The organism is Vagococcus xieshaowenii (assembly GCF_004792515.1).
Classification (GTDB): domain Bacteria; phylum Bacillota; class Bacilli; order Lactobacillales; family Vagococcaceae; genus Vagococcus_A; species Vagococcus_A xieshaowenii.
Map to the genome: position 1 here is coordinate 1,112,106 of NZ_CP038865.1, position 26,261 is coordinate 1,138,366.

Genomic DNA, 26,261 nt, shown 5'->3' on the forward strand with positions numbered 1-26,261 from the left:
TATTATTGTGCCACGATAACCATTGATGGTCGTAACACGCGATCATGTAATTTGTAACCTTTTTGAAGTTCATGAATAATTTGATCAACTGCTTGTTCTTCTGAAGCAGGCATTGTTTGAACTGCTTGATGTAAATTTGGATCAAACACTTCATTTAGCGCAGGAATTGTTTCAACACCTGCTGATTTAAGAGCATTCAACAAACTATCTCTTACCATCTCAACACCTTTTTTAAGGCTTTCACCATTTTCATCGGTTACTTCTGTTTCTAATGCACGTTCTAAATTATCAATTGCAGGTAATAATTCTTTTGCTAAATCTTGTGAACGGTAACGTGCAGCTTGTTCACGCTCTTTTTGATTACGATTTCGCATATTAATCATTTCTGCTTGAACTCTTAATAATTGATCCTCTAATTCATTGACCTTTACTTCCAGTTCTTCTTCTTTTGATAGTTCAATGACTTCTTCAACTTCCTCTACCATATCTTCAGTAGATGCTTGAGTTGTTTCAGTTGCTTGTTCTTCTTGAATCATTTCTTCATTGATTTCTTCTGACAACTGGCTCACCCTTTCTTTTATGAATCTAATAGGCGATAATAATCGCTTAAATAATCCGCTAATTCTTTTCTGTAAGTATCCATTAATGTAAACACTTTTGAATAGGCCATATTGGTTGGACCGATAATCGCAATCGTTCCATTGCCATATTCACTTATTTCATACGAAGCCGTAATCATACTCATATTGGCTAACAATTCGTTATCATTTTCTGAGCCAATTCGGAATTCAATACCATTAGATGGCGTTGAAATCATCGTTGACAATAATTCTTGATTATCCATTAATGAATAGAAAGATTTAATTTGATGAACATCTGAAATCAATTGATTTCCTAGCAAATTCATTTGTCCACTAATGTACACTTTGTCTTTAAACGTTCCAGATAAAATAGTATCAAAAACATCCATTACGCCTCGCGTTGTAACAAAATATTTCTGTAAGATCATAGGAATTTCCGTTCTCAACTTGTTGTACACCGTTAACAAAGGTTCACCAACTAATTTATCGTTAGCAATCGATACAATGGTTTCAATATCGCTAAAAGATAGATGTTCTGGCATTTTGAACACTCGACTTTCTACGTTACCCTTATCTGTTATAATAATGGCCACTAATTGCTGCTTGTTAAGTGGAATCACTCGAAAGCCAGTCAACCGTCGATTACTCATCTCCGGTCCTAACGAAATAGCAGTGTAGCTAGTTAATTCAGATAAAAACTCAGCAGAATGTGCCATAATATCATTTAGCGCTGTATATTCTTGACCAAATGATTGGCGTATCTTAGTTAAGTCTTCTTGCCTCATCTGTGATGGTTGTAATAGATGATCCACATAGAATCGATACCCCTTCAATGAAGGTACACGACCAGCTGATGTATGAGGTTTCTCTATCAACCCTTGATTTTCTAAAACAACCAAATCATTCCTAATTGTTGCAGAACTTGCCTTAATCCCAGCGTTCATTAACGTCTTAGACCCAATTGGCTCTCCTGTTTCAGTATTCAATTGAATCACTAATCGCAAAATATCTAATTGTCGTTGTGATAACATTCTATCCACCCCTTTTTAGCACTCAAAACATATAAGTGCTAATCACAATACTAAGTATATCAGTTAGATTATTAGTTGTCAACGGAAAAACATCATTTTTTAGCACTCTTTTATCAAGAGTGCTAAACACGTTTCTACCTAGCTATCATTGTTCGTTTGGACTATCAAAAAAGGCATTTCGCTTTCACGAAACACCTTTACAACTATGTCATAATACACCAGATGGTCACAGCATTAATCAATTAGGAATTTTTCAAACACTTCATTGCCTAAAATCAACCCATGTTTTGTTAACGCGATACGATCATCTTTTATTTGAATTAAGTCTTGCTTTTCTAATTCCGGTAGTACTTTTCCGTATACATCATAAAAATCACGGTCAAATTTCTGATTAAACTCATTAATAGATATGCCTGCTAATTTTCTTAATCCTAAGAACATCTGCTCTTCCATAACGTTTTTGGTTGATAACTTTTCAACTTCACGGATAGGTAGCTGATTCTCTCTTAATGGCTTCAAATAGTGTTGGATTGGGCCATGGTTTTTATAACGCGTTTGATTCAAGTAACCACTCGCTCCAGCCCCCAGTCCGTAATAATGTTCATTGTTCCAGTAAACTAAATTATGTTGACTTTGTTTACCTGGTGCAGAGAAGTTACTGATTTCATATTGTTTTTTCCCATGTTTTTCCATTTCTTCTGCTGCTCGTTCAAACATATTACCTTCAACATCTTCTGGTGGCAATTCAAGACGACCTTGACGTGCCCAGTTATAAAAAATCGTTTGATTTTCTAATATTAATGAATATAGGGAGTAATGTGGTAAATCAAGCGCCAAGGCTTGTTTCAATGTGTCTTCAAAACTAGCCATTGTTTGTCCTGGCAAAGCATAGATTAAGTCAATACTAACATTATTACCGAATCCGGCTTTATCGATCACTTTCATCGTATCATAGACATCTTGCGCGCTATGTTTTCGCCCGATTTTTTTGAGCAATTTATCATCAAACGATTGAACGCCCATTGATAAACGATTCACACCATAAGAAGACATGACATTTAATTTTTCAAGTGTCAAATCACCAGGATTGGCTTCAACTGTAAATTCATTTCCATCTTGAAACGGCATTAGCTCACGAATACCTGATAACAGAACATCTAGCTGTTCTGCAGTTAATGAAGTAGGTGTCCCTCCACCAATATAAATTGTTTCGGTATTATCCGTTGGGTATTTTTCTAGCGTCATTTTTATTTCTTTTAGTAACGCTTGAACATACTCATCAACTGGTTGTCCTTCCAACATTACCTTATTAAAATCGCAATAATAGCAAATATGCTCACAAAATGGTATATGAATATAAGCTGACGTCATACTACAGACCTTCTCTCTCTTTAAAATAAAGCACCGTTTGTTGTTTGTCTTGATTTAATTGTGCAACTAAACCATCAATTCCGTCAAATTTTATCTCTCCACGCAAATAGTGATGCCATTTCACTTCTACTTGTTCTCCGTAAATATCTTGATCAAAGTCTAGAATATAAACTTCCACTGTTCTATCACGATTAGCTTCAAATGTTATGTTATGACCGATTTGGGCCATCCCTTTGTACCAAGTATCTGCCACTTTTATTTCAACCACATATACGCCATCTTTTGGTAAATGTACTGAGCTAGCGGTTTTAACATTGGCTGTTGGAAAACCTAGTGTGCGTCCTCGAGCGTCACCATGAACCACGATACCCCCTGTGACATAATCATACGCCAACATTTCACTAACTAATGACATTTTTCCTTCATCAAGATATACGCGAATACGAGAAGAACTAATTTTTAAATTATTTTCAGATAATTGGTCAACTGAAATCACGTCAAAACGATGATTGGCATAACCTGGTAAGTGTTCCATTGAAGCCACTTCTTTCTTACCATATGTATAATCAAAGCCGGCAACCGCAACTTTAGCATGTAATCCAACAATATACTCGTCTACAAAATCTTTAGGCGATAAACCAGCAAAAGCTGAGGTGAACTCAACTACGTATAAAAAATCCACACCAAGATCTGACATAATTTGAGCCTTTTGCTCAATCGTTGTTAAATATTTAACCGTATCCGGATTAATCTTTTGGAACACAATCGATGGATGTTGGTTAAATGTCATAACCGCTAATTTTAACTGGCGCTCATCAGCTTCTTTTCTTGCACGTTTAATCACTTCTTGATGACCACGATGCACACCATCAAAGAAACCTAGCGTCATCACTACTTCATCTTTAGGAATTTCATTTGGGTCATACGGGTGATGTATTTCAATTATTTCCATAAATTTTCTACCTCTTACTGATCATTTCTAATAATTTTAGTTGGTTTTAACAGATTATTTTTTCTAGGATGTACTTGATAAATACCCACTACTTGCCCTTGATAAAAAACAGGGATTGGCTCTTCTTCAGTTACTTCCTTATCGATTAGATTTCTTGATAAAAAGACACCATTTTTCACTAATTGATACTGTTCCTCGCTTAGATCCACACAAGTAAATGAGGCATCAAACGCACGTTCAATTGGTTGAACAAATTCAAATGATTTTTGCTCTACCAATGTTTTTATTTCATCTAATGTTAAAGCATTTTCTTTTGATAAGCCCCCACTTGCGGTTCTTGTTAAATCAGACATATGAGCCGGATAACCTAGAATTGAACCAGTATCTACTGATAACGTTCTAACATAGGTTCCTTTCCCACAAATCACTTTAAAACGCCATGATTGTGTTCCTTTTTCTTCATCAAATACCGGCACTGATGTGCGTTCAAAAGAGAAAATATCCGCTTTTCTCATAGGACGTTCTACTTCTAACCCTTCACGAGCGTATTCATATAAACGTTTACCCTTCACTTTTACAGCTGAATACATTGGTGGTATTTGAGTGATTGTGCCCACCATCTGACTCATGGCTTGATCAATTACCTCAACCGTTAAAGGAGCCGTTACATTGACTTGTTCAACTATCTCACCTGAAACATCTTCGGTCGTTGTTGAAAAACCAAGGGTAATTTCACCTTCGTATATTTTATGATTATCTTGTAAATATTCAATAACTTTCGTTCCTTTACCTATACAAATGGGTAACACACCATCAACATCTGGGTCTAGAGTGCCTCCATGGCCGATTTTTTTCATGTGTAAAATTTTTCGTAATTTAAAAACGCAATCATGACTCGTCATACCACGTTCTTTCCATAATGCAATAATACCGTCCACGATTCATTCTCCTTCTCATCTATAATAACTCAGTCATTATATCATATTACTATCTTCAAGTGGTTAAAAAGCGACTAATTTCAAGCCTTTTAACCTTTTTCCAATTTATTTATTCTACAAAAAAAAGCAGAAGAATTAATCTCCTGCTTGATATTTTTTACTATTTAATTTTAGGGATAAAACACCGGTTACTAGTAAAATAATGGCTGATACAAAGTAAGGTGAACGATGATGGACATCAAATAATGCACCCGCTACAATCGGTCCAACGATATTCCCAACACTTGTAAAGGTAGAGTTCAACCCGTTAACCATCCCTTGATTATTTCCCGCATGTTTTGACAGATACGTAGTGACTGCCGGTCTAAACAAGTCAAATGACAAGAAAATAACAAATGTTGAAGCCACTACTACCCATGGTTTGTTCGTAAAAGCAATAAATGCGATAAAAATCGCACTTGAGAAAAACGTTAACTGGATTAATCGCAATTCGCCAATCAAGTTGACTAACTTCTCAAATATAAATAATTGGAAAATTAAAGCAAAAATTCCACCTACCGTGATAACTATTGAAATTTGACCAACTGTAAACCCAAAATTTTCTGTTGCCATTACACTGTAAATTGCTTCAAATGCCTGTAAACCAAATGAAGAAATAAAAATAATAATAAATAACATACTAAAAATTGGACTCTTCAATAAATTAATGGCTTCTTTTTTAGCATTTGTTGGTTCTAATTCGTCAGAATGAACATGCTTTTCAGGTTCTTTTAAGATAAGTGCTGAAATAATAAAACCGATAAATGCCACTAAACCTGCTGCAAAAAATGGCACACGCAAGCCAAAGTGAGTTAATGCTCCACCGACACCTGGCCCAATAATGAAACCACCACTAATAGCTGCTGATACAAGTCCCATTGATTTAGGACGTTCTTCAATTGTCGTTAAATCCGTAACAAACGCTGTAACAGACGGCATTATCAATGCAGCTGATGCTCCACCCAATAGTCTTGAAAAATAAAACCACGGCAAAGTCTGAGCAAATCCAAAAATAATTTCAGAAATAGAAAATAATAGCATACCTAAGACAATTAATTTTTTTCGTCCTAACTTGTCAGATAAATGACCTGAAATTGGAGATACCACTAATTGAGCAAAAGCAAAGATAGAGACTAACAGACCCATTACGGTACCAGAAAAGCCCATTTCAATTTTTAGTTGTGGTAATGCAGGTATCACTAATCCCACGCCTAAAAAGACTAAAAATAAATTAAATATAACTAAGTACAGCATTTGATTTTTTTTAACCATCCAATTCCTCCTTCATATAAAAAGAGCTGTGATATAAATATCACAGCCCCCTCGTTCTTAATAATCCTGACGGTTCATGTTTCGAATCAATTCATCAATTCGATTACCGTATGCGACAGATTCATCACGTTTAAAGAATAGCTCGGGCGTTTTATAGATTTGTAATCTGCTCCCTAGTTCTTTACGCATTAAGCCACTTGCTTTATCAAAGCCTTTTTGGACATCATCCCAATCACTCGGATCGTCTGTTAATGTACTATAATAAATAGTTGCTTGTTGTAAATCACCAGTAACCGATACTTCAGTAATAGTTGCACCCTCAACTCTAGGATCACGAACTTTTTTATGCAAAATATCGTTGATTTCTTTTTGAATTTCTTGTGCTACACGGCGAGAACGATAATTAGCCATATTCGTTGGCCCCTTTCAATATTTACTAAACGCGTTTAATTTCTTCCATTACGAATCCTTCAACCACATCGTCAACACGTAAGTCATTAAAGTTTTCAATCATGGCACCACATTCAAATCCCATTTTAACTTCTTTAGCATCATCTTTGAAACGTTTTAGACTTGCTAATTCGCCTTCAAAAATAACGATACCATCACGAATAACACGAACACCACTATCACGTTGAATTGAACCTTCAAGTACGTAACATCCTGCAATTGTTCCAACTTTAGAAACTTTATAAGTTTCACGAACAACCATTTGACCCGTAATTTTTTCTTCAAATTCTGGATCTAACATTCCTTTCATCGCTGTTTCGATTTCTTCAATCACACGGTAAATAATACTGTGTAAACGAATATCTACTTGTTCTTGTTCTGCTTGCATTTTAGCTAATGGCGTTGCACGAACATTAAATCCGACAATAATAGCACCACTTGCTGCTGCTAATGTAATATCACTTTCGTTAATTGCCCCTACAGCTGAATGGACAATCTTAACACGAACGCCTTCAACGTCAATTTTATTTAAACTAGCGACTAATGCTTCTGCTGAACCTTGTACATCAGCTTTAATAATCACGTTAACGTCTTTTAATTGACCTTCTTTTAGACTTTCAAATAAGTTATCTAATGTTACTACGCTACTTGCATTACGTTGAGCTAATAATGCACGTTTGGCACGTTCTTCGCCGGCTTGACGAGCTGTTTTCTCATCTTCAAAGTTTACAAAGTGGTCTCCTGCTTGAGGAACATCATTTAATCCTGTAATCTCAACTGGTGTTGCAGGACCTGCTTCTTTGACACGACGTCCAATATCATTAGCCATTACACGTACACGTCCGAACGTATTACCTACTACGATTGGGTCTCCTACTCGTAAAGTTCCTTGTTGAACTAATAATGTTGCAATAGGTCCTTTACCTTTATCTAAACGTGCTTCAATAACTGTCCCAATAGCGCGTTGTGTTGGGTCAGCTTTTAATTCTTGTACTTCAGAAACTAAAAGAATCATTTCTAATAATTCATCAATATTTTCCCCAAATTTAGCTGAAATTGGCACGAAAATAGTTTCGCCACCCCATGCTTCAGGAATTAATCCATGTTCGCTTAATTCTTGCATCACGCGATCTGGATTAGAAGCTGGTTTATCGATTTTATTTACGGCAACAATAATTGGCACATCAGCCGCTTTGGCATGGTTAATCGCTTCAATTGTTTGAGGCATTACACCATCATCTGCTGCTACTACTAAAATTGTGATATCGGTAATACTTGCGCCACGTGCACGCATACTTGTAAAGGCCGCATGTCCTGGTGTATCTAAGAATGTAATTGTTTTGCCATCAACATCAATTTGGTAAGCCCCAATATGCTGAGTGATCCCACCGGCTTCACCTAATGATACTTTTGTATGACGTAATGTATCTAGTAATGTTGTTTTACCATGGTCAACGTGTCCCATAATAGTAACAACTGGCGGGCGTGTCACTAAGTTTTCTTCTACTACTGCATCTTCTTCAAAGAATTTATCAATATCTGCTACGTCAACTGTTACTTTTTCTTCTGCTTGAATACCATAATCAGCTGCTAATAATTCAATCGTATCTTTATCTAATGCTTGGTTTTGGTTAACCATAATACCTAACATAAATAGTTTTTTGATAATTTCAGCTGGTTCACGATAGATTTTTTTAGAAATTTCAGCTACGTTCATACCATCTGTGTAAACTAACACTTCTGGCAATTCTCTGAACTTACGTTGTGGCATTGGTGGTTTATTTGTTGCTTGGTGACGATTATTTTTACCTTTTTTACCACGTTTGTTAAATTTATTCCCTTGGTTATTGTAGTTACCGTTAGGGCGCTTGTTACCATTATTATTGTTATTATTCATTCGGTTTGATTGCTCTTTCTTTTCTTCATTTTGTTTCTTAGGGCGTGCTCCAACATTGTTAGCTTGTCCTTGTTTCTGCGTTTGTTGTGGACGATTAGCTTGTTGCGAGTTTCCTTTGCCACTTTGCTGCTTATTTGGTGTTGCTTGTGTCGAATGTTTAGGTTTCGTCACATTTTTTGATTGATTATTAGTTGATGTTGGTGCTTTTGCTTGTTGTTTTGGAATTTGTTTGGACTGCGTTGGTTTCGATTGAAATGCTTGATTGATTTTTTGCACATCAGCAGCTTCCACTGTTGTCATGTGATTTTTCACATCAATCCCTAAAGACTGCGCTTTTTCAACGACCGCCTTACTTGATTGATTGATTTCTTTAGCTATTTCATACACTCTTTTTTTACCCATGCACAATCACCTTCCTAACTTTGGATTAACTCCTTAAGCTTCTTAGCGAACCCTGCATCTGTCACACCACAAATCATACGATGTTTCCCTATAGCATGACTCAGTTCTCCTTGTGAAAATTCCAGAATACAAGGGACTTCATAGTAAGAACACTTATCAGTGAGTTTTTTCTTAGTATTATCACTTGCATCAGTTGCAACAAATACTATTTTCATTTTTTGGGAACGCACATCTTGTAAAACTAATTCTTCACCAGAAACAATTTTACCTGCTCGTTGAGCGATTCCTAATAAATTTAATATTTTTTCTTTGTTATTCATTTTCCAAACAATTCCTGTCTTGCTTTTTGGTGAGTGACATAATCTACCAACTCTTGATAAAACTCATCTGAAATTTTTATCTCTAAGATTTTAGATAGTGTGTCATTCTTTTGAGCTTTTTTTGCCACTTCAGGTTCAATAGATACGTAAGCACCGCGCCCTGGCATTTTTCCAGAAGGATCGATACTTACTTCTCCTTCTTTTGAACGGACAATTCTAATCATACTTTTTTTATCCTTCATCTCACCAGAGACGACGCATTTTCTTAATGGAACTTTACGTTGTTTCATCTATTTTACCTCCGTGTATTAAATTTCCTCAGTAGTTGTTTCTTCTTCTTCAACTGCTACTACTGCTACTTCAGTTGGTTCAGTTGTTACAATTTCTTCTACTGTTTCTGTTGATAAAACTTCTTCTGGCATTTCTTCTGCTACTTCGATAGTTTCAGTTTCAGCAACTGCCATTTCTGATTCAGGTTTAATATCGATTTTATGATTAGTTAATTTAGCTGCTAAACGGGCATTTTGTCCACGTTTACCGATTGCTAATGATAATTGGTGATCTGGTACAACCACTGTACATGTACGTGAATCTGCTTCTGAAAATTTCACATCTAGTACTTGTGCTGGATTTAGTGCATTGGCAATAAAGATTGCTGGATCTTCATTCCACTCAACAATATCCATGTTCTCACCTTTTAATTCATTAACGATAGCTTGTACACGTTGTCCACGTGGTCCAACACATGTTCCAACTGGATCAATGTTAGCATCTTCTGAACGTACTGCCACTTTTGAACGATCTCCAGCTTCACGTGCGATGTTAACAATTTCAACAGCACCGTCATATACTTCTGGAATTTCTTGTTCAAATAATCGTTTTAATAAGTCAGGATGGCTACGACTTACAAAGACTTGTGGTCCTTTTGATGTGTTCTCAACTTTAGACACATAAACTTTAATACGGTCATGTGGTTGATACATTTCATTTGGGATTTGATCTTGGCGAGATAATACTGCTTCAATTTTCCCTAGGTTTACATAAATATAACGATTATCTTGACGTTCTACAATCCCTTGCATGATTTCATTTTCGTATGCTGAAAATTCTTCATAGATAATTGTGCGCTCTGCTTCACGAACACGTTGTAAAATAACTTGTTTTGCTGTTTGTGCAGCAATACGACCAAAATCTTTTGGTGTTACTTCAAAACGAATGGTATCGCCTACTTCATAAGCGGGATTAATTTTGATTGCTTCTTCAAGTGAGACTTCTAATTGTGAGTCCATTACAAAATCTGTTACTTCTTTTACTGCGTATACGTGAATATTCCCTTTTTTACCATCGAATTCCACTTCTACATTTTGTGCTTGTCCGTAGTGACGTTTATAAGCTGAAACTAATGCTGCTTCTAACGCCTCTACTACTATTTCTTTTGAAATGCCTTTTTCTACTTCTAACACTTCTAAAGCGTTTAACATTTCTTTACCCATGACTACTATTGCCTCCGTTTATTATTAAAATTGAATTGCTAGTCTTGCTTTGGCGATATTTTTTCTTGAGAAAGTAATTTCTTTTTCTCTTGTTTTAATTTTTACACGTAATGTTAACTCAGATTCGTTTAAATCAATTAAGAAACCATCAAATGACTTTTCCCCTTCAACAGGTGAATATAACGATACATTAATATACTCGTTCAATGCATTTTGGAAATCTTCTTCTTTTTTCAACGGTCTTTCCACGCCTGGTGAAGACACCTCTAAGAAATACGCTTGAGGGATTGGATCAGGATTTAAGCTGTCCATTTTCTCACTTAATTGTTCACTTACAATCGCACATTCTTCAATATCGATACCATTTGGCTTATCGATATATACTCGTAAGAACCAATTTTTACCTTCTTTTAAAAATTCAATGTCTACAAGTTCAAAATTCAATTGATCTAGGATTGGTGTTACTACTTCAGTAACTGTTTCCACTACACTACTCAATTAATTTCGCCTCCTTTTCGGAAATCCGTATTTCATCAAAAAGAGTGAGCGTTGGTCACGCTCACTCTCCCTTCAATATCAATCTATAAGTAGTCTAACATAAATAAATGAAATTTTCAAGAAACATTGCCTATTATCCGTTATATTAACAACGATTTAACTGCCCACGAGATAAAACAAAAAGATGTGACAATCGCTGTCTCATCTTTTTGCTGTCTTATTTATACATGTTTAAGATTTTATAAGCTTTCATCACATGCTTAGCTAACACAAAATTCGTGACGGTTCCTACACCACCAGGAACAGGCGTGATAGCTTTAACTTGCTCGTGTACAGATTCAAACGCTACGTCCCCGACAATTTTTCCATCTTCAGTAGGATTAATCCCCACGTCAATCACTACGGCTTCTTCGTTCACATAATTTTCTTGAATCATCTGCGCTTGTCCCATCGCCGAAATAATCAATTCTTGATCGCGACACTCTTTTGCTAAATCTTTAGTTGTACTGCGGCAAATTTTGAGAGTCGCACCTCTTGCCATTAATGCTAACGCCAAAGGTTTGCCTACGACCATGCTATAACCCGCAACGACTGTACGCATTCCTTTCAAGTCCAGTTCCAGATAATCGATTATCTCTAAACAAGCTTGCGCGGTACATGGCAAATAACCAGAAAAATCACCTTGATAAATTTTTAACATGTTTGTTTGACCGAAACAATCAACATCTTTGGCTTCATGAATCACACGACTCGCGTATTCATCAGACAAATGCTCTGGCAAGGGCTTCAATAGTAAAATCCCGTGAACATCTTTATCGTCATTCACTTGTTCAAACGCCTTATCAAACACCGTTTGCTCAACAGTTGAGGGTAACACGACACTATTCACATCAAAACCAATATTACCTAATATACGGTGACAAGCTTGCTCATAATACAATTGATCTGCATCTTCTCCAACTCGAATAATGGTAAGGTTAGGTTTCACTGTCAACTCGTTGATTTCAGCCGTTAAATGTTCTTTTTTTTCACGAACAATGTCAATTCCTTTTACAATGTTAACCATTACTTCACCTCTAAATAATTACATTATTTTTTCTTTTTTAATGTTGTGTAGAAAACAGCTGAAACTAAAATGGTTCCACCTACTAAATTACCCAAATAAACTGGGACAAAATTTTGTAGCATTTGTAACCAAGTGATGTCTCCTCCATTGAAAATAGCTGCTGGAATAACAAACATGTTGGCCACATTATGCTGGAAACCAATTAATACGAAAATCATGATTGGGAACCACGCACCTAAAATCTTACCTGCTGCATCTTTTGCACCGTAACATATCCATACTGCCATACCAACCATCCAATTACAACCAATTCCTGATACAAATGCTTGTAAAAACGGCATATCTACTTTTCCGTGAGCAAGTTCACGTGTTGTTTCTAAATATGGGTCAGCTTCTGTTAATCCTAAGATATGCCCAAAGAAATACGCCATGAATAACGCGCCTAAAAGATTAGCAAACGTGACAATCACCCAGTTAACAAGCATGTCTTTACCTGATACTTTCTTATCATACCAAGCTATTGAAACAGTCATCATGTTACTCGTAATTAATTCACCTGCTCCTAATAAAATACAAATAAGTCCAATTGGAAAAACTGCCCCACCTACTAATGAATGATACGCATGTGGTAATGCTGCCACCGCTTTAATATAAGCAATGTATCCCAACGCCACAAAGGCCCCTGCTAAAAAACCTAATATTAACTTGTTACGGTGTGAAGTATTAACTTTTTTGACCCCACTCTTAATCGCTAATTCTACTACTTCATCTGGTGAATACATGTCTGAATTTACCCCTTTACTCTGTAATTACCTTTTTTACTTTTACATCATGTTCTTCTACAGGAATTGCATCAAATAGCATTTTTTTCCATATACATAAAACCGACATGGCTTGACTTTCTTTTAGGAAACGATCATAGAAACCTCCACCGTATCCTAATCGATCACCTTGCCTATTAGCAGTGATACATGGCACAAGAACTAAATCAACCGATTTGGAATTAACCAACATATTTTCCTCAGTCGGTTCTAGCACACCAAACGAACTACGAACCAAACACGAATCACACATAATTTCACGTAATTCCATCTCATCAGGTGCTACAACTTTAGGTACACAAACACGTTTATTATCCGACAAAAAATACTCGATAAATTGCCACGTATTTATTTCCTCTTCCATACCAATATAACAGAAAATCATCTCCGATTTTTGGTACTCTGGCATTGCAATTAGTTTTGTCAACATCGTTTTTTCAGCTGTTTGACGGTAGCTTAACGATAGTTCTTTACGCTTTGCTAGCTGTTCCATTCGTAACGTCTTTTTTATCCCCATTCGAAAACCCCTTACATGTAGTCATTTAAACATTATGAAAAAATACTAGGTTAAGTGACATTATAATATAATTTATTCACAAACTGTATCATTATTTTCATTTTTATGTAGAAAAAGAGGAACAAGTGATAAACACCTGCTCCTCTTTAACATTTTTATCATTAATCAGTTTCAATTAAACCATATTTACCATCTTTACGGATATAAACAATGCTTGTACCATTTGTTTCAGCATCCTCAAAGATGAAGAAATTGTGACCTAACATATTCATTTGTAAAATAGCTTCTTCGCTATCCATTGGTTTCAATGATAAGCGTTTTGTACGAACAATTTCATTTTCATTTTCATCTGTTTCTTCTACGTCTTTTGTATCGATAAAGAACTTAGCTGCTAAGTCTTTTTCAGATACCTCACGTTGTTTACGATGAATTTTAGTTTTAAATTTTCTGATTTGTCTTTCTAATTTATCAACGACTAAATCAATACTTGCGTATAAATCATGTGATGTTTCTTCGGCTCTCAATACTAAGTATGGCAATGGAATGGTCACTTCCACTTTTGCATCTTTATCAGCATACACTTTTAAATTCACGTGTGCTGTTGCTTCAATATCTTGGTTTTTATCGAAATATTTTTCTAATTTTGAAACTCGTTTTTCAACATAATTTCTAATAGCCTCGGTAACCTCAATATTTTCTCCTCTAACGTTAAATTTTAGCATAACACATTGCCCCTTTCATCAAACATCTATTAGGAGAAAAAGATAATTAAAACGCTATCTTTTTCCTTAACTTTATTATAGCGAATGACGCGTATAATTACAAACAAACTTCCTTATTTTTATCGACACAAACTAAAAGTTTCTATTGTTTTAGCATATGGAATAATCAAACGAGCCGCTTCGTGGAGCGTCTTACCTGTTGTATAGACATCATCCACCAACAAGACCGATCGATTAATAAGTAGTTCTTTACTGTTTTTTTCTAAAAAAAAGGGCATTTCAGCATTTAAACGTTCTTGTTTTGACTTTGACCCTTGAGCCCCTTGCTGCGTCTGTTTTATGCCTATCAATTCTTGATATCCAATAGAAGCGAACGCTAACATGACTACCACTTGATTAAAACCGCGTCGTTGATAATGCTCAGTTGAACTAGGAATAGGAATAACGATATCCGGCTTTAATCTCTCAATAGTATAAGCAATTTCTTTAGCAAATAACTGACCTAAAACATAATCACCTTGTCGTTTAAATCTCTCTAACCACTCTGAAAAAAAATCACTATAGTAATAACAACTATGATGTCGAATATCTCTACCTATTATTTTTTTCCAATACAAACAATCTACACACACTTCATCCTCACAAAAAATCTGGCAAATAGAACACCTCTTGGCCAAACCAATCCGCTGTTTATCAACTAAACATTGACAAGTAGCACACAACAAACAAGGAGATAGACGAGTGAAACTCATTAATTCATTTAATCTCAGAGTATAACTGATTTTTTGCTCACACATCAGACAATTCACTATTCATCAACGCTCCTATTCGGTTCATTAGTTTGATTTGCTTGCGACTCTTCTTCATCGCTAATGATTGACCTTCATGTAAATAATACACATGACCATTAGGAAACTCATTCTTTCTACCTACCCTTCCCGCAATTTGAACCAATGACGCGGTATTATAGATAGGGTGATGGGCACCAAAAACTATCACATCAATATCGCTAAAAGTCACACCACGTTCTAAAATGGTCGTTGTAACCAACAAATCAAAATAATTATCTCTCATTTTTTCTACTTTTTCATGACGTGCATGATCGACCGAAGAGACATTAGCTATCCGACTAGTTGGATAATGTTTTTTTAATAGTTTTGATAAATGTTTACCTGTAGCAATGGTAGGGACGAAAATCAATGTTCGTCGTTGATTCGTTAGCTGTTGATTAATTAACTGTTGAAGTTGTTTTGGAAGAATCGTTTGACCACCTAAATAACTAGGGCAATAAACAAAATCAGGAACCGGCAACGGCCGACCATGATAACGCAAAAATAACGTTTCTTTTTTTAGTAGTCCTTGTTTAACGTCATGTAATTGTTTGGCACTTGGAGTTGCTGTTAATAATACTCGTTTGCCAGTTAGTTTCACTGATTGATCAACTGCATATTCTAGAGAAGGGTTCCCACGAAACGGAAAAGCGTCTACCTCATCTAATACTAAACAATCAAACGCTTGATAATAGCGGTATAGTTGATGAGTTGTACAAACTATCAACGGAACAAACTTGCTTGGCTTGTCGCTCCCACCATAAATCAAACAGCTTTCACAAGTAAACAGCGGACTAATTCGTTTAAACAACTCAATACAAACATCCGTTCTAGGTGCGGCTAGACACACGCTTCCGCCGTGAGATATCACTTCCAAAATCAACGGATATAACATCTCTGTTTTCCCTGCACCGGTTACCGCATGAACCAACGTATCGTGTCCTTCTTGATAGTGTTTGACTAGCTGTTTTGCAATTTTGTGTTGATGAATGGTTAATTCCCCCTCCCAAGTACACGTCACTAATAACTGGTCTCTAGTATCATTAGGCAGATGATATAGCTCTGTGGATTCATCGACTTTGCCCATCTGAATGCAGTGACTACAATAATACATAATATTGCCTTCCAAAAATTGCTGGTTGCGCCCTCTCTTTAACATATGTCCACATCTAAAGCATCGAACAACACCTTTTATCTGCTGTATACCAGGAAAACGAATGATGTCACTAGTTTCAAAAAAACTTAATTGGCTTAATAATTCTGAGGCTAACAATTTTTTTCCTTTTAATTTCTCTAACATTTCTCTCACCACTATAATATACGAAAACAAAGAGCTTTTTCCGTTTAACAAAATTGAAAACAACTTAATCATCCACTATAATAATAGTATTACCAACAACTTGAGGAGGACATTTATGAGAAAAGATTTTTATGTGTCATCATCAAATAAACAGCACGATTTACATGTTATTGCTTGGTTACCAAATTATCCACCTAAAGGGATTATCCAATTAGTTCATGGCATGGCTGAATATGTTGAACGCTACGAACCTTTTGCAAACTTCCTAATAGAAAATGGTTGGGGCATATTAGGACATGATCACCTTGGTCACGGACAATCCGTTAAAAGAAACACTGATTATGGCTTTTTTGATAAACATCATGGAGCAGACGTATTGATTAGTGATACATACCTTATGACAAAAATTATTAAAGAAAAATTCCCAACTACAAAAATTATCCTTTTAGGACACAGTATGGGGTCTTTAATTGCTAGAAACTATTTAAAACGTTATAGCAGTGACGTGGATGCAGCAATTATTATGGGTACTACTTCAGGAAGATTGGACTTAACTTTTGGATTATCACTAGCTAAGCAATTAAATCGTCTAGCACCTAAAAAAACAAATATACGATTGAACCAATTAGCATTTGGAAGCTTCCATAAAAATTTTCCCGAAAGTTCTACCTTTAACTGGTTATCTAAAAACCAAGATAATGTCCATCAGTATGAGCTTGACAAATTAACTGGTTTCACTTTTACAAACAACGGATTTTATACCTTATTTCAATTAACCAAACAAGCCAATGAAAAAAACTGGGCAAATGATATTCGTACAAATTTGCCTATTTTAGTTATTAGTGGTGAAAAGGATCCCGTTGGTGATTTTGGGAAAGGCCCTCGAAAAGTCGCCTTTGATTTAAGAGAAAGCGGTAAACAGAAGCTCACCCTTCATCTCTACCAAGAATTACGACATGAATTGCTAAATGAAGAAGAAAACGAGTTAATTATGCATGATTTACTTGGTTGGATAGAAAAACACGCTTGATTCTCTATTGACGATTGTCAATTGGAAGCAAGCGTGTTTCTATCTAAATATGTGACATAATAGTAATGTTATTTTTCTTAGCAACAGATAATATTTCTGACGCACGGTCAAAATATTCCGATGCAGGCTCAATATGATCACCAATTTGAAGTTGTTCGATTCCTTCAATTAAATTCATACAATTACCATCAAAACCTACTGTCTTACACTGACCATCTTTTAACTCTATTACGATGTGGCGATGTCCAGTTAATTCCACTTTGTGTGGATTTAATAGATCCAATTTTCGTTTAACCATCTTAGATTCATTGTCAATATAATGCACAGAATGTGTCGGACGTGTTTCTCCTGAAACAATAGTCGTCTGATCAGGTTGTTTATCTCCTGTGAACGGCACAATAATTTTCATCAATGTACGTTCTCTTTCCTCACCATTTAACTTTGTTACATGAAAAATTAAATAAGGAAATAATTTAATAGTGACTTTCTTCACATCTTCCAACTTAATTAATTCATCCCCACTAAGCTTGATATGTACACCATCAAATACTTCTTGTTCTCTAACATCCATCCCTTGCACCTCTTTATGTTTTTATATTCACATGGTATATTACTCCTCTTTTTTATTTATTTCAACACTTTTCACAAAAAAATCACACTTTTTCATAGTTGCATTCGCCCAAAAAAACTCTATACTAATAAATGAAAGTGAGGTAAGAACATTGACTAATCACTATATAACCATTAAAGAAGACGGCATACACGAAATAGATATAAAAAAATCACGATTTATTACGCAACTGGTAAGAATCGAATCAGAAGAGCAGGCACGTGAAATCATCCAGCAGACCAAAAAAGAGCATTGGAAAGCTAATCATAACTGCAGCGCCTATGTATTAGGAAACAAACAAGAAATCCAACGTAGTAGCGATGACGGTGAACCAAGCGGAACGGCAGGTGTTCCGATGCTAGAAGTCCTTAAAAAGCAAGACATCATTAACACATTAACGATTGTGACTAGATATTTTGGTGGAACTAAACTTGGTGCTGGCGGGTTAATAAGAGCATATAGTAGCGCCGTATCTGAGGCAGTTCTAGCTATTGGTTTAGTAAAAGGTACTTTGCGACAGGAAATTATGCTTACCATTGACTATTCACAACATAGCACCTTGGAATATTTTTTAACACAGCATCAGTATGCTATTTCAGAGACGACTTTCACTGAAAAAGTCACCGTGCATGTGATGGTTAACGAAACAGAAGTTACCACTTTTGAAGAAGCTGTGACAAACTTACTTAACGGACAAATTCAATTAACACTTGGTGACACAAATTATTTTGAAGAACCTATTAATGCCAATTAAAAAATAGAGAAGAGACGACGATAAAAGTCATCTCTCCTCTATTTTTTTAATATCCACTTATCTACGTTCTAAAACAAACTCGAAGCGATCAGCGACATAATACGAACGTACCATCTCAAACGGGCGTCCATCTTCTAAATAAGTTACCTGAATTAATTTCAACATAGCTTCACCTTTTTTAGTATCTAAAAAATCAGCCGTGCGCTCTCGTGCTAAAGTAGCCGTAATATTTTGTTCTGAGTAACCAATGCGATAATTCCCTTTAAGTTGCATCGTTTCATAAAAGGATTTAATAATCTCTGCTTTGCTAAAATCTTTTACCAATTCATATGGAATAGACATAACTTCAAAACAAATGGGTACCTCATTAGCATAGCGAATACGTTCCAATTTCAAAATTTTATCAGTTGGACGTAATTTTAATTTTTCCATCTCACTAGCACTTGGCTGTGTAACAAAAAACGATACAGCTTTAGCTGAAGGCTCTTTGCCTTGTGAGCGAACAATTTCTGAAAAACTTGTTGTACCTGTTAATGTTTCTTGTACTTTTTTAGCCGCCACATAAGTTCCGGAACCAATCTTTCTTTCCAAAACTCCTTCGTCAGCTAATGTTTGAACTGCTTGTCTCAACGTCATGCGACTCACATCAAAGTGAAGGGCTAAATCACGTTCTGAAGGTAATTTATCTCCAATTCGCCATTTTCCCTCTTCAATTTCTTGTCTCAATTGATTATGAATTTGTAAATATCTTGGTATATTATTGTTGTTTTCAGACACACCAGTCACCATTCTTTCTCATTGGTCTACATTATAAACTATTTAAAGCTCTAATATCTTCACATTCCATTATAACTGGTATATATCTTTCAAACAACTATTTTTAAAAAACCCTCCGATTTATCATGTTTACTGATGATTTGATTTTATACTAATTTTCTTTTGATTCAATTATCTTCTCAATCAATTCAACATAACGAACATCTTCCCACATAAAGGCGCGCTCCTCTATGACAAAGTAATCTGTATAGTATTCACCTTTAAATTGCCCTTCAACAGGCTCTACAAAACGGCCTAATTGATCACGAGCGTTTAAATAAACGGCTACTCGCTTATTTTTCAAATATGCTTTTATCAATACGTCATCTATCTCATTGGGTGACATTAACGGTTTACTTTTAGTTTTCTTTTGGGAAAATTGATTATTTTTTTCAATACTTGTCGTGAGTTCCTCCATTGAAAAAGAAGTCCCCCATTTCAAACCAAAGGGACGATCTTGATAATCATTATAAGGAATAAATTCCTTTTTAGTTCGCTTCAATTCATCTCATCCTTAACTTTCTATTCTAATCCACCCATACCACCTGCATGACCTCCAACTAAACTAGAACGCGCAATAGCCCGTCCTCCTTCAAGCAAGCTATTGGCATGAATAAGTGCTCGAAAGCCATGTTTTTTTCTAATAGCATCTACTACATCATCCACTTGTACTCGTTTAATTTGGCTTTCTGGTTCTTCAAATAAATTCAATTGTAACGCATGCGTATAGATTAAGTCACTTGCTTGAATCGCCACCGTTCTTACATGTTCGCAACGATAAAACTGACGGAATATACCTAACAAATAGCGAGCTAACTCGCCACTTGTATTAGTTGGACGAATCTTTAATTGCTTTCTAAAGCCGGTTTTACCATCATCGCTAAGATAGCCTAAAGAAAAACCTATTGTTAAGCAAATCACCTGTGACTTCGCACCCAAACGTCTAAGTCGAGTGCCGACTTGATCTGCCATCTCAGTTATCACGATTTCTAACTCTTTAGGATCATGATAATTACGAGGTAATACTTGAGAATTCCCAATAGACTTAGATAAAGGATGGTATACTTGTCCCAAAAAAGTCCGATCAATCCCCCAAGCGTGGGCATATAATTGTGTCCCAATCACCCCTAATGCTTCTTTTAACAGATAGTAATCAGCATGTGCCAAGTCATAAAGATTATAAATATTTAACGCTTGTAACCGACGCGTAGTGCGTTTGCCAATCCCCCAAAAATCGGTTAAATCTGAAATCTTCCATATTTTATTAGGGACATCTTGATAACGCCATTCCGCTTTCATATGCCGATAATATTTAGACTCATTATCTAGAGCCAATTTAGCAAGTAATGGATTGTCTCCAATCCCAACTGCCGTATAAATACCTGTCTTAATATATACCTCACGCTGAATTAAGCGCGCCATTTCAAAAGCTGAGGAAACATGATACATTTTCATCCCCTCTGTCATATCCAGAAAACTCTCATCTACTGAATAAACATGATGATTGTTATCATCAGCAAATTGTTTATAGATAGCATTTATTTCTTGATTTTTTTCCATATAAAGACGCATACGAGGAGGGGCGATAATTAAGTCATCAGGATATGGGTAGGGTAGGTCTCTTGCTCGTGAAACATTAGAAATACCATAAGCTTTTTTGGCCATAGGAGAACTGGCTAAAATTAGGCCACTACCACGTTCTTTAGGATTATCACTAGGATAACTCATGACAACAAGCTTGGTTTTTAACGGATTTAGACCACGTTCAACACATTCAACAGACGCATAAAAAGACTTACAATCAATACATAAAATATCTCGTGAAGGCTCTTTTTCATAATCAAATATCGGATTCTTTTGACAATCATTCAATATAACCACTCCTTTTACACGCAAACATTTGTTCTTACACACTTCAATTAGAACATACGTTCGTATTTTTCGTCAAGTAAAAACAAAAAAAGATATGACCCAAAATTGGTCATATCTTTTTTGAAATTATCCTAAGTGATGATTAATATCGTCTTTAACATCTTCAGTTGTTTCTTTAGCTGCTGTGACAACCTCTTCGGCGACATCTTTTGCTGTATCCACTGTTTCATCTACAGTATCCTTAGCATCAGCTACTAATTCTTCTGTTTCAGATTTATCAAAAGCAGACTTAACTCCATCTTTAACATCCGCTGCCATATCTTGGGCATGATCTACTGCTTTACCAGACATTTCTTTGACATCCAGAACAATGTCTTGAGCGCCGTCAACTAAATTGTCTAAACGTTCTTCCCATTCAGATTTTTCAACTGTTTCTTTCAAATCGTCTGCTAATTCTTCAGAGTTCTTTTTTAATGTTGATAATGTTGAATCTTTAATATCTTGTGCTTTTGAAAGAGCTTTGTTACCTTTTTCTTTTGCTAGTTGTGTATAGTCTGATGATTTAGCTTTTAAATCATCCATTTGTTCCAACAATTCTTCACGAGTTTCTTTTCCTGCTTTTGGTGCCATCAATAATGCTGCCGCTGCTGCCGCTGCTCCACCGATAATTGCGCCTAATAAGAAGCCACCATTATTCTTTTTACTCATAAAAATCCCTCCTATAAATAATAAGTTATTTTTTCTTTCTCAATAATTTAAAAGCTGATTGGCCAACTTTAGTGACAACAGATGCTTTCACTGCATTACCACCCATCACACCAAGTTTATTGGCAACATTTCGACTTGAGTTGTTAATACTTGAAACGCTATCCCCCAAATCTGCTGCTGCTTTAAACAAAGGTTGAATAGTCTCAACCTTACCATTGACATCATTTAATAAATCATTGCTCTTAATTAATAATTCTTCCACTTGATGGCTTAAAACATCAACATCTTTAGCCACAAGTTTTAACGTACGATTACTTTCATCCACAATATCTTGCGTTTTTTTCATCGTTTTATTTGCGTTATCTAATGTTTCTTTTAATTTTGGTAATAATGTCATTAAAAAGAAGATTAGCACAACAACTAAAATAACAAATGCTATAGCTGCAATTAGCGCAGCCACTTCTGTTCCTGTCATAATATCTACCTCTTTTCCTTCTATTTTCCCTATTTTTAGCATAACATTAAGCCCAATTTTTCACAACTATTACCAATTATTCACGTTTATTTTTTACAATTATCTTAAGAATCTGATACACTTACATTATGAAAATTTTTATAGAAAGTGAGTCTATCTATGCTATTCTTAACTACTCAAACAGAATCATCTGATATCTTACTACAAGAAGACCCTGTTAAACAACTAAACTTATTAGCTAGCTATTGGCAATCAATTGATTGGTCGTCAATTTTATCTCTTGTCATCAACAAAGGCATACTCATTATTGTCACTACTGTATTAATTCTTTTAGTAAAAAAAATCGGTAATCATTTAATCAAGCAGTCTTTTCAATCTAAAAAATTCACTGAAAATCACGGTCAAAATCGAATTGAAACGTTATACTCCCTGACCAAAAATATATTCAGTTATATTTTGTTGTTCATCTACCTTTACACCATTTTAACTATCATTGGCATTCCTGTTGGCTCATTAATTGCGGGTGCTGGGATTGCTGGTGTAGCAATTGGATTAGGTGCTCAAGGGTTTATTAATGACTTCATCACCGGCTTTTTCATTATTTTTGAAAAGCAAATTGAAGTTGGCGACTACGTGATTATCAATGAAGCTGAAGGAACCGTTTTGTCTGTCGGCTTGAGAACGACTAAAATAAAATCAATTGATGGTGTGGTTCATTTTATTCCAAACCGTAGTATCTTAGTCGTGAGTAACTTATCAAAAGCCAATCGATTAGCCGTGATCCAATTACGAGTTAACCCAAATAGTGACTTAGAACAAATCAAGCAAATAATTACAGCCGTTAATCAATTATTAACGCCATTATTTTCAGAAATCCAAGGTGAACCTAATATTGTAGGCATTATTGATATTGGTAATGGTAATTTAGCTTTAAAAATTGTGATTCCCACACTCAATGGTGAACAAGTCAAAATCCAAACGAAATTTTTAGAAGAATACTTAATCGCACTAAATGAAGCTGGAATAGAACTACCAACATCACCCGTTAATTTAGGTGAGATAAAGAAATAAACACAAAAGGTTACTGACAAAAATGTCAGTAACCTTTTAATTTTTCTAGAATAAACCGTCAATTTCACCACTGTCTGAGATAGTGATTTTTTCTGCAGCAGGCACTTTAGGAAGACCTGGCATCGTCATTACTGCACCAGTTAAGACTACAATAAAACCTGCCCCTGCTGATACTTTCACTTGTTGAACCGTGACATCAAAATCACTTGGCGCACCAAGTAACGTTGCATCATCAGAAAATGAGTATTGTGTTTTCGCCATACAAACAGGCAGTTGACCAAACCCTAAATTTTCTAACTCTGCTATTTCACGTTTGGCTTGTGGTGTTAATTGAATCCCTTTTCCACCATAAACTTTTGTAACGATTTTTTGAATTTTATCCTCGATGCTATCTGTTAATTCATAGGCATATTGTAGCTCAGCAGGTTGCTCGGCTAATGCTATTACCTTTTTAGCCAAATCAATACCACCTTGACCACCTTTTTCCCAAACTTCAGATAAAGAAACCTCTACTCCTCGAACTTCACATGCTTGTTGTACAGCTGCTAACTCGGCATCTGTATCTGTTGGGAATTTATTAATCGCCACAACAACTGGTAAGCCATAAACATTTTGTAAATTATCTAAATGCTTCTCTAAGTTAGGTAAGCCTTGGCGAACAGCTTCCACATTCTCGGTAGATAGTTCTTTTTTATCCACCCCACCATGCATTTTCAGGGCACGAACAGTTGCAACTAATACAACTGCGTCAGGTTTCAAATCACCTAAACGGCATTTAATATCTAAGAACTTTTCAGCACCTAAATCTGCCCCAAACCCTGCTTCTGTTACCGTATAATCAGCATATTTCATCGCCATCTTAGTTGCTAGAATACTATTACAACCATGCGCAATATTAGCAAAAGGGCCCCCATGAACCAACGCTGGTGTATGCTCTAATGTTTGTACAAGATTAGGGTTAATAGCGTCTTTAAGAAGAACCGCCATTGCACCAGATGCCTTTAGATCTTCTGCTGTTACTGGCTGACCATCAAATGTATAGGCAACAATGATACGACTTAACTTATCTTTTAAATCGGCTAAACTATTAGATAAGCATAAAATCGCCATAATTTCTGAAGCTACGGTAATATCGAAACCGTCTTCTCTTGGCACACCGTTCACTTTTCCATTTAGGCCATCTACAATGTAACGTAATTGACGATCATTCATGTCCACTACGCGCTTCCACGTAATACGACGTGAATCAATACCTAATGGGTTACCATGATGAATATGATTGTCTAACATAGCAGATAACAAATTATGCGCTGCACCAATCGCATGAAAATCACCGGTAAAATGTAAGTTAATATCTTCCATAGGTACAACTTGCGCATAACCACCACCGGCTGCTCCTCCTTTAACACCAAAAACTGGTCCAAGAGAAGGCTCTCTTAACGCTAAAACAACTCGTTCATTCAATGCATGCAAGCCATCTGCTAAGCCAACAGATGTCGTGGTTTTCCCTTCACCTGCAGGGGTTGGGGTAATCGCCGTCACTAAAATCAGTTTACCATCAGCTTTATCTTGTAGTTTTTCTAATTCTAAAGCAGATAGTTTCGCTTTATATTTACCGTAAAACTCTAATTGTTCTTCGTCTAATCCTAATGTCATGCCAATGTCTTTAATTGGTTTCATTTGACTTGCTTTTGCAATATCAATATCACTTAATCTATTTGTCATTGTTTCGCCCCCATTTTCAGCTTTAAGATAATTCTATTACAACTAAGTTATATAATTCATCTGCTAACTGTTTACCTTCCGCAAGCAGTTGTTCCCCTTGCTCTTTATAGCGAGCAACGAACACTTCATCTTGAATAGTTTTCAAGTTAATTAACACATTTAGCCAAGAACTTTGTAACGTCGCCTTCAAATTTAACGCGGCAACACCTAAATCACTTAACACATTAGGATTAGACTTACCGACCAATTGTTTGGATAAACGTAAAGCTAAAATAGAAGCCTCCATCATTTCAAACGGCGCTACTGTCGCTTGTTTACTGGCTTGTTCTATCCTTGCTTGTTTAATTACTTGTTCTTCATCCGTTGTAGCTTTTATTCGGTAAGCTTCCATAACGCCATTAAAAGCGTCAATATCAGCTTGCATTCCGTCTACAAAACGTTGTGTCAATTCACTTGCCTGCTCCTGTACACTATCTAACAACGGTTGATACGCTTCATAACGTGGTTTCCCAGTAGTTAAAGAGACTACCATTTGTGTTAATGAAATTCCAATGGCGCCTGTTATAGCCGCTGCCGACCCGCCACCAGGTGTAGATTGCTTTGATCCTAGTGCTTCAATAAAATAATTCATGCTGTGATTTATCATGTCTGTCCCCCCACTCAACAATACCAAACATCCGAAAACTCTTAACCACTCTTA

At 35.9% G+C, this 26,261-nt stretch carries 29 protein-coding genes; 3 read left to right on the forward strand and 26 right to left on the reverse strand.

Annotated elements, in window-relative coordinates; all coding sequences use genetic code 11:
- Window positions 1-2: 2 nt before the first annotated feature.
- From grpE to E4Z98_RS05450, 18 genes are all read right to left on the reverse strand, one after another.
- Window positions 3-548: a nucleotide exchange factor GrpE gene (gene grpE / locus E4Z98_RS05365; protein WP_425353663.1), complete on the reverse strand. Its 546-nt coding sequence runs from the start codon at window positions 546-548 to the stop codon at window positions 3-5.
- A gap of 29 nt (window positions 549-577) precedes the next feature.
- Window positions 578-1,612 carry a heat-inducible transcriptional repressor HrcA gene (gene hrcA / locus E4Z98_RS05370; protein ID WP_135253520.1) on the reverse strand — a complete coding sequence of 345 codons (1,035 nt, stop codon included), beginning with the start codon at window positions 1,610-1,612 and terminating at the stop codon, window positions 578-580.
- Between the two features lie 234 nt (window positions 1,613-1,846).
- Window positions 1,847-2,983 (reverse strand): radical SAM family heme chaperone HemW, encoded by a 1,137-nt coding sequence (gene hemW / locus E4Z98_RS05375; RefSeq protein ID WP_135253519.1) that lies wholly within the window; start codon window positions 2,981-2,983, stop codon window positions 1,847-1,849.
- A gap of 1 nt (window position 2,984) precedes the next feature.
- The gene (gene ribF, locus E4Z98_RS05380; protein ID WP_135253518.1) at window positions 2,985-3,935 is read right to left on the reverse strand and encodes a riboflavin biosynthesis protein RibF; all 951 of its coding nucleotides are present in this window, start codon (window positions 3,933-3,935) and stop codon (window positions 2,985-2,987) included.
- Between the two features lie 14 nt (window positions 3,936-3,949).
- Window positions 3,950-4,873 carry a tRNA pseudouridine(55) synthase TruB gene (gene truB / locus E4Z98_RS05385; protein ID WP_135253517.1) on the reverse strand — a complete coding sequence of 308 codons (924 nt, stop codon included), beginning with the start codon at window positions 4,871-4,873 and terminating at the stop codon, window positions 3,950-3,952.
- Between the two features lie 135 nt (window positions 4,874-5,008).
- Window positions 5,009-6,184: an MFS transporter gene (locus E4Z98_RS05390; protein ID WP_135253516.1), complete on the reverse strand. Its 1,176-nt coding sequence runs from the start codon at window positions 6,182-6,184 to the stop codon at window positions 5,009-5,011.
- A 57-nt stretch (window positions 6,185-6,241) separates the two neighbouring features.
- Window positions 6,242-6,595 (reverse strand): 30S ribosome-binding factor RbfA, encoded by a 354-nt coding sequence (rbfA, locus tag E4Z98_RS05395; RefSeq protein ID WP_135253515.1) that lies wholly within the window; start codon window positions 6,593-6,595, stop codon window positions 6,242-6,244.
- 25 nt (window positions 6,596-6,620) lie between these two features.
- Entirely contained in the window at window positions 6,621-8,933 is a 2,313-nt protein-coding gene (gene infB / locus E4Z98_RS05400) for a translation initiation factor IF-2 (protein ID WP_135253514.1), read from the reverse strand.
- A gap of 14 nt (window positions 8,934-8,947) precedes the next feature.
- Window positions 8,948-9,253: a YlxQ-related RNA-binding protein gene (locus E4Z98_RS05405; protein ID WP_135253513.1), complete on the reverse strand. Its 306-nt coding sequence runs from the start codon at window positions 9,251-9,253 to the stop codon at window positions 8,948-8,950.
- Window positions 9,250-9,543 (reverse strand): RNase P modulator RnpM, encoded by a 294-nt coding sequence (gene rnpM / locus E4Z98_RS05410; protein ID WP_135253512.1) that lies wholly within the window; start codon window positions 9,541-9,543, stop codon window positions 9,250-9,252. Before rnpM ends, E4Z98_RS05405 begins: the two co-directional genes overlap by 4 nt.
- Before the next feature lie 18 nt (window positions 9,544-9,561).
- Entirely contained in the window at window positions 9,562-10,746 is a 1,185-nt protein-coding gene (gene nusA, locus E4Z98_RS05415; RefSeq protein ID WP_135253511.1) for a transcription termination factor NusA, read from the reverse strand.
- Window positions 10,747-10,770: 24 nt separating this feature from the next.
- Window positions 10,771-11,244 (reverse strand): ribosome maturation factor RimP, encoded by a 474-nt coding sequence (gene rimP, locus E4Z98_RS05420; RefSeq protein WP_135253510.1) that lies wholly within the window; start codon window positions 11,242-11,244, stop codon window positions 10,771-10,773.
- A 217-nt stretch (window positions 11,245-11,461) separates the two neighbouring features.
- Window positions 11,462-12,310: a bifunctional 5,10-methylenetetrahydrofolate dehydrogenase/5,10-methenyltetrahydrofolate cyclohydrolase gene (locus E4Z98_RS05425; protein ID WP_135253509.1), complete on the reverse strand. Its 849-nt coding sequence runs from the start codon at window positions 12,308-12,310 to the stop codon at window positions 11,462-11,464.
- Window positions 12,311-12,333: 23 nt separating this feature from the next.
- The gene (locus E4Z98_RS05430) at window positions 12,334-13,092 is read right to left on the reverse strand and encodes a formate/nitrite transporter family protein (RefSeq protein WP_135253508.1); all 759 of its coding nucleotides are present in this window, start codon (window positions 13,090-13,092) and stop codon (window positions 12,334-12,336) included.
- 16 nt (window positions 13,093-13,108) lie between these two features.
- Window positions 13,109-13,648, reverse strand: a complete 540-nt coding sequence (locus tag E4Z98_RS05435) for a 5-formyltetrahydrofolate cyclo-ligase (RefSeq protein WP_135253507.1) — start codon at window positions 13,646-13,648, stop codon at window positions 13,109-13,111.
- A gap of 161 nt (window positions 13,649-13,809) precedes the next feature.
- The gene (gene hpf, locus E4Z98_RS05440; RefSeq protein WP_135253506.1) at window positions 13,810-14,370 is read right to left on the reverse strand and encodes a ribosome hibernation-promoting factor, HPF/YfiA family; all 561 of its coding nucleotides are present in this window, start codon (window positions 14,368-14,370) and stop codon (window positions 13,810-13,812) included.
- Between the two features lie 119 nt (window positions 14,371-14,489).
- Window positions 14,490-14,987: a ComF family protein gene (locus E4Z98_RS05445; protein WP_167790871.1), complete on the reverse strand. Its 498-nt coding sequence runs from the start codon at window positions 14,985-14,987 to the stop codon at window positions 14,490-14,492.
- A 172-nt stretch (window positions 14,988-15,159) separates the two neighbouring features.
- Complete coding sequence (locus E4Z98_RS05450; RefSeq protein WP_167790870.1) at window positions 15,160-16,500, reverse strand: ATP-dependent helicase ComFA; 1,341 nt, start codon at window positions 16,498-16,500, stop codon at window positions 15,160-15,162.
- 115 nt (window positions 16,501-16,615) lie between these two features.
- Between E4Z98_RS05450 and E4Z98_RS05455 the strand changes: the two genes are divergently transcribed.
- Window positions 16,616-17,530, forward strand: a complete 915-nt coding sequence (locus E4Z98_RS05455; protein WP_135253503.1) for an alpha/beta fold hydrolase — start codon at window positions 16,616-16,618, stop codon at window positions 17,528-17,530.
- A gap of 43 nt (window positions 17,531-17,573) precedes the next feature.
- Here E4Z98_RS05455 and E4Z98_RS05460 read toward each other — a convergent pair whose 3' ends face one another.
- Window positions 17,574-18,101: a hypothetical protein gene (locus E4Z98_RS05460; protein ID WP_135253502.1), complete on the reverse strand. Its 528-nt coding sequence runs from the start codon at window positions 18,099-18,101 to the stop codon at window positions 17,574-17,576.
- A 151-nt stretch (window positions 18,102-18,252) separates the two neighbouring features.
- Between E4Z98_RS05460 and E4Z98_RS05465 the strand changes: the two genes are divergently transcribed.
- Window positions 18,253-18,894, forward strand: coding sequence for a YigZ family protein (locus E4Z98_RS05465; RefSeq protein WP_135253501.1), 642 nt, complete (start codon window positions 18,253-18,255; stop codon window positions 18,892-18,894).
- A 57-nt stretch (window positions 18,895-18,951) separates the two neighbouring features.
- Here the strand turns inward: E4Z98_RS05465 and E4Z98_RS05470 are convergent, their stop codons facing one another.
- The 5 genes from E4Z98_RS05470 to E4Z98_RS05490 form a co-directional block, all read right to left on the reverse strand.
- Window positions 18,952-19,671, reverse strand: coding sequence for a GntR family transcriptional regulator (locus tag E4Z98_RS05470; protein ID WP_241856669.1), 720 nt, complete (start codon window positions 19,669-19,671; stop codon window positions 18,952-18,954).
- A 151-nt stretch (window positions 19,672-19,822) separates the two neighbouring features.
- Window positions 19,823-20,212, reverse strand: a complete 390-nt coding sequence (locus E4Z98_RS05475) for a hypothetical protein (protein ID WP_135253499.1) — start codon at window positions 20,210-20,212, stop codon at window positions 19,823-19,825.
- A 20-nt stretch (window positions 20,213-20,232) separates the two neighbouring features.
- Entirely contained in the window at window positions 20,233-21,582 is a 1,350-nt protein-coding gene (locus E4Z98_RS05480) for a Y-family DNA polymerase (protein ID WP_135253498.1), read from the reverse strand.
- 126 nt (window positions 21,583-21,708) lie between these two features.
- Complete coding sequence (locus E4Z98_RS05485; protein ID WP_135253497.1) at window positions 21,709-22,290, reverse strand: YtxH domain-containing protein; 582 nt, start codon at window positions 22,288-22,290, stop codon at window positions 21,709-21,711.
- Between the two features lie 25 nt (window positions 22,291-22,315).
- Complete coding sequence (locus tag E4Z98_RS05490) at window positions 22,316-22,765, reverse strand: DUF948 domain-containing protein (protein WP_135253496.1); 450 nt, start codon at window positions 22,763-22,765, stop codon at window positions 22,316-22,318.
- A gap of 159 nt (window positions 22,766-22,924) precedes the next feature.
- On the opposite strand from E4Z98_RS05490, the gene E4Z98_RS05495 reads away from it, so the two are divergent.
- Window positions 22,925-23,836, forward strand: coding sequence for a mechanosensitive ion channel family protein (locus E4Z98_RS05495; protein ID WP_135253495.1), 912 nt, complete (start codon window positions 22,925-22,927; stop codon window positions 23,834-23,836).
- 45 nt (window positions 23,837-23,881) lie between these two features.
- Here E4Z98_RS05495 and E4Z98_RS05500 read toward each other — a convergent pair whose 3' ends face one another.
- Window positions 23,882-25,561: a formate--tetrahydrofolate ligase gene (locus E4Z98_RS05500; RefSeq protein ID WP_135253494.1), complete on the reverse strand. Its 1,680-nt coding sequence runs from the start codon at window positions 25,559-25,561 to the stop codon at window positions 23,882-23,884.
- A gap of 22 nt (window positions 25,562-25,583) precedes the next feature.
- The gene (locus tag E4Z98_RS05505; RefSeq protein WP_135253493.1) at window positions 25,584-26,207 is read right to left on the reverse strand and encodes a cyclodeaminase/cyclohydrolase family protein; all 624 of its coding nucleotides are present in this window, start codon (window positions 26,205-26,207) and stop codon (window positions 25,584-25,586) included.
- Window positions 26,208-26,261: the final 54 nt, after the last annotated feature.

Coding starts and splice junctions, on each gene's coding strand:
- E4Z98_RS05485 (WP_135253497.1), bottom strand. CDS start 22,290: ATGAGTAAAAAGAATAATGGTGGCTTCTTATTAGGCGCAATTATCGGT.
- E4Z98_RS05505 (WP_135253493.1), bottom strand. CDS start 26,207: ATGATAAATCACAGCATGAATTATTTTATTGAAGCACTAGGATCAAAG.
- rbfA (WP_135253515.1), bottom strand. CDS start 6,595: ATGGCTAATTATCGTTCTCGCCGTGTAGCACAAGAAATTCAAAAAGAA.
- E4Z98_RS05425 (WP_135253509.1), bottom strand. CDS start 12,310: ATGGTTAACATTGTAAAAGGAATTGACATTGTTCGTGAAAAAAAAGAA.
- E4Z98_RS05490 (WP_135253496.1), bottom strand. CDS start 22,765: ATGACAGGAACAGAAGTGGCTGCGCTAATTGCAGCTATAGCATTTGTT.
- infB (WP_135253514.1), bottom strand. CDS start 8,933: ATGGGTAAAAAAAGAGTGTATGAAATAGCTAAAGAAATCAATCAATCA.
- nusA (WP_135253511.1), bottom strand. CDS start 10,746: ATGGGTAAAGAAATGTTAAACGCTTTAGAAGTGTTAGAAGTAGAAAAA.
- E4Z98_RS05390 (WP_135253516.1), bottom strand. CDS start 6,184: ATGGTTAAAAAAAATCAAATGCTGTACTTAGTTATATTTAATTTATTT.
- E4Z98_RS05430 (WP_135253508.1), bottom strand. CDS start 13,092: ATGTATTCACCAGATGAAGTAGTAGAATTAGCGATTAAGAGTGGGGTC.
- rnpM (WP_135253512.1), bottom strand. CDS start 9,543: ATGAAACAACGTAAAGTTCCATTAAGAAAATGCGTCGTCTCTGGTGAG.
- E4Z98_RS05495 (WP_135253495.1), top strand. CDS start 22,925: ATGCTATTCTTAACTACTCAAACAGAATCATCTGATATCTTACTACAA.
- E4Z98_RS05455 (WP_135253503.1), top strand. CDS start 16,616: ATGAGAAAAGATTTTTATGTGTCATCATCAAATAAACAGCACGATTTA.
- hrcA (WP_135253520.1), bottom strand. CDS start 1,612: ATGTTATCACAACGACAATTAGATATTTTGCGATTAGTGATTCAATTG.
- E4Z98_RS05450 (WP_167790870.1), bottom strand. CDS start 16,500: ATGTTAGAGAAATTAAAAGGAAAAAAATTGTTAGCCTCAGAATTATTA.
- E4Z98_RS05500 (WP_135253494.1), bottom strand. CDS start 25,561: ATGACAAATAGATTAAGTGATATTGATATTGCAAAAGCAAGTCAAATG.
- E4Z98_RS05460 (WP_135253502.1), bottom strand. CDS start 18,101: ATGGATGTTAGAGAACAAGAAGTATTTGATGGTGTACATATCAAGCTT.
- E4Z98_RS05405 (WP_135253513.1), bottom strand. CDS start 9,253: ATGAATAACAAAGAAAAAATATTAAATTTATTAGGAATCGCTCAACGA.
- ribF (WP_135253518.1), bottom strand. CDS start 3,935: ATGGAAATAATTGAAATACATCACCCGTATGACCCAAATGAAATTCCT.
- E4Z98_RS05435 (WP_135253507.1), bottom strand. CDS start 13,648: ATGGGGATAAAAAAGACGTTACGAATGGAACAGCTAGCAAAGCGTAAA.
- hpf (WP_135253506.1), bottom strand. CDS start 14,370: ATGCTAAAATTTAACGTTAGAGGAGAAAATATTGAGGTTACCGAGGCT.
- hemW (WP_135253519.1), bottom strand. CDS start 2,983: ATGACGTCAGCTTATATTCATATACCATTTTGTGAGCATATTTGCTAT.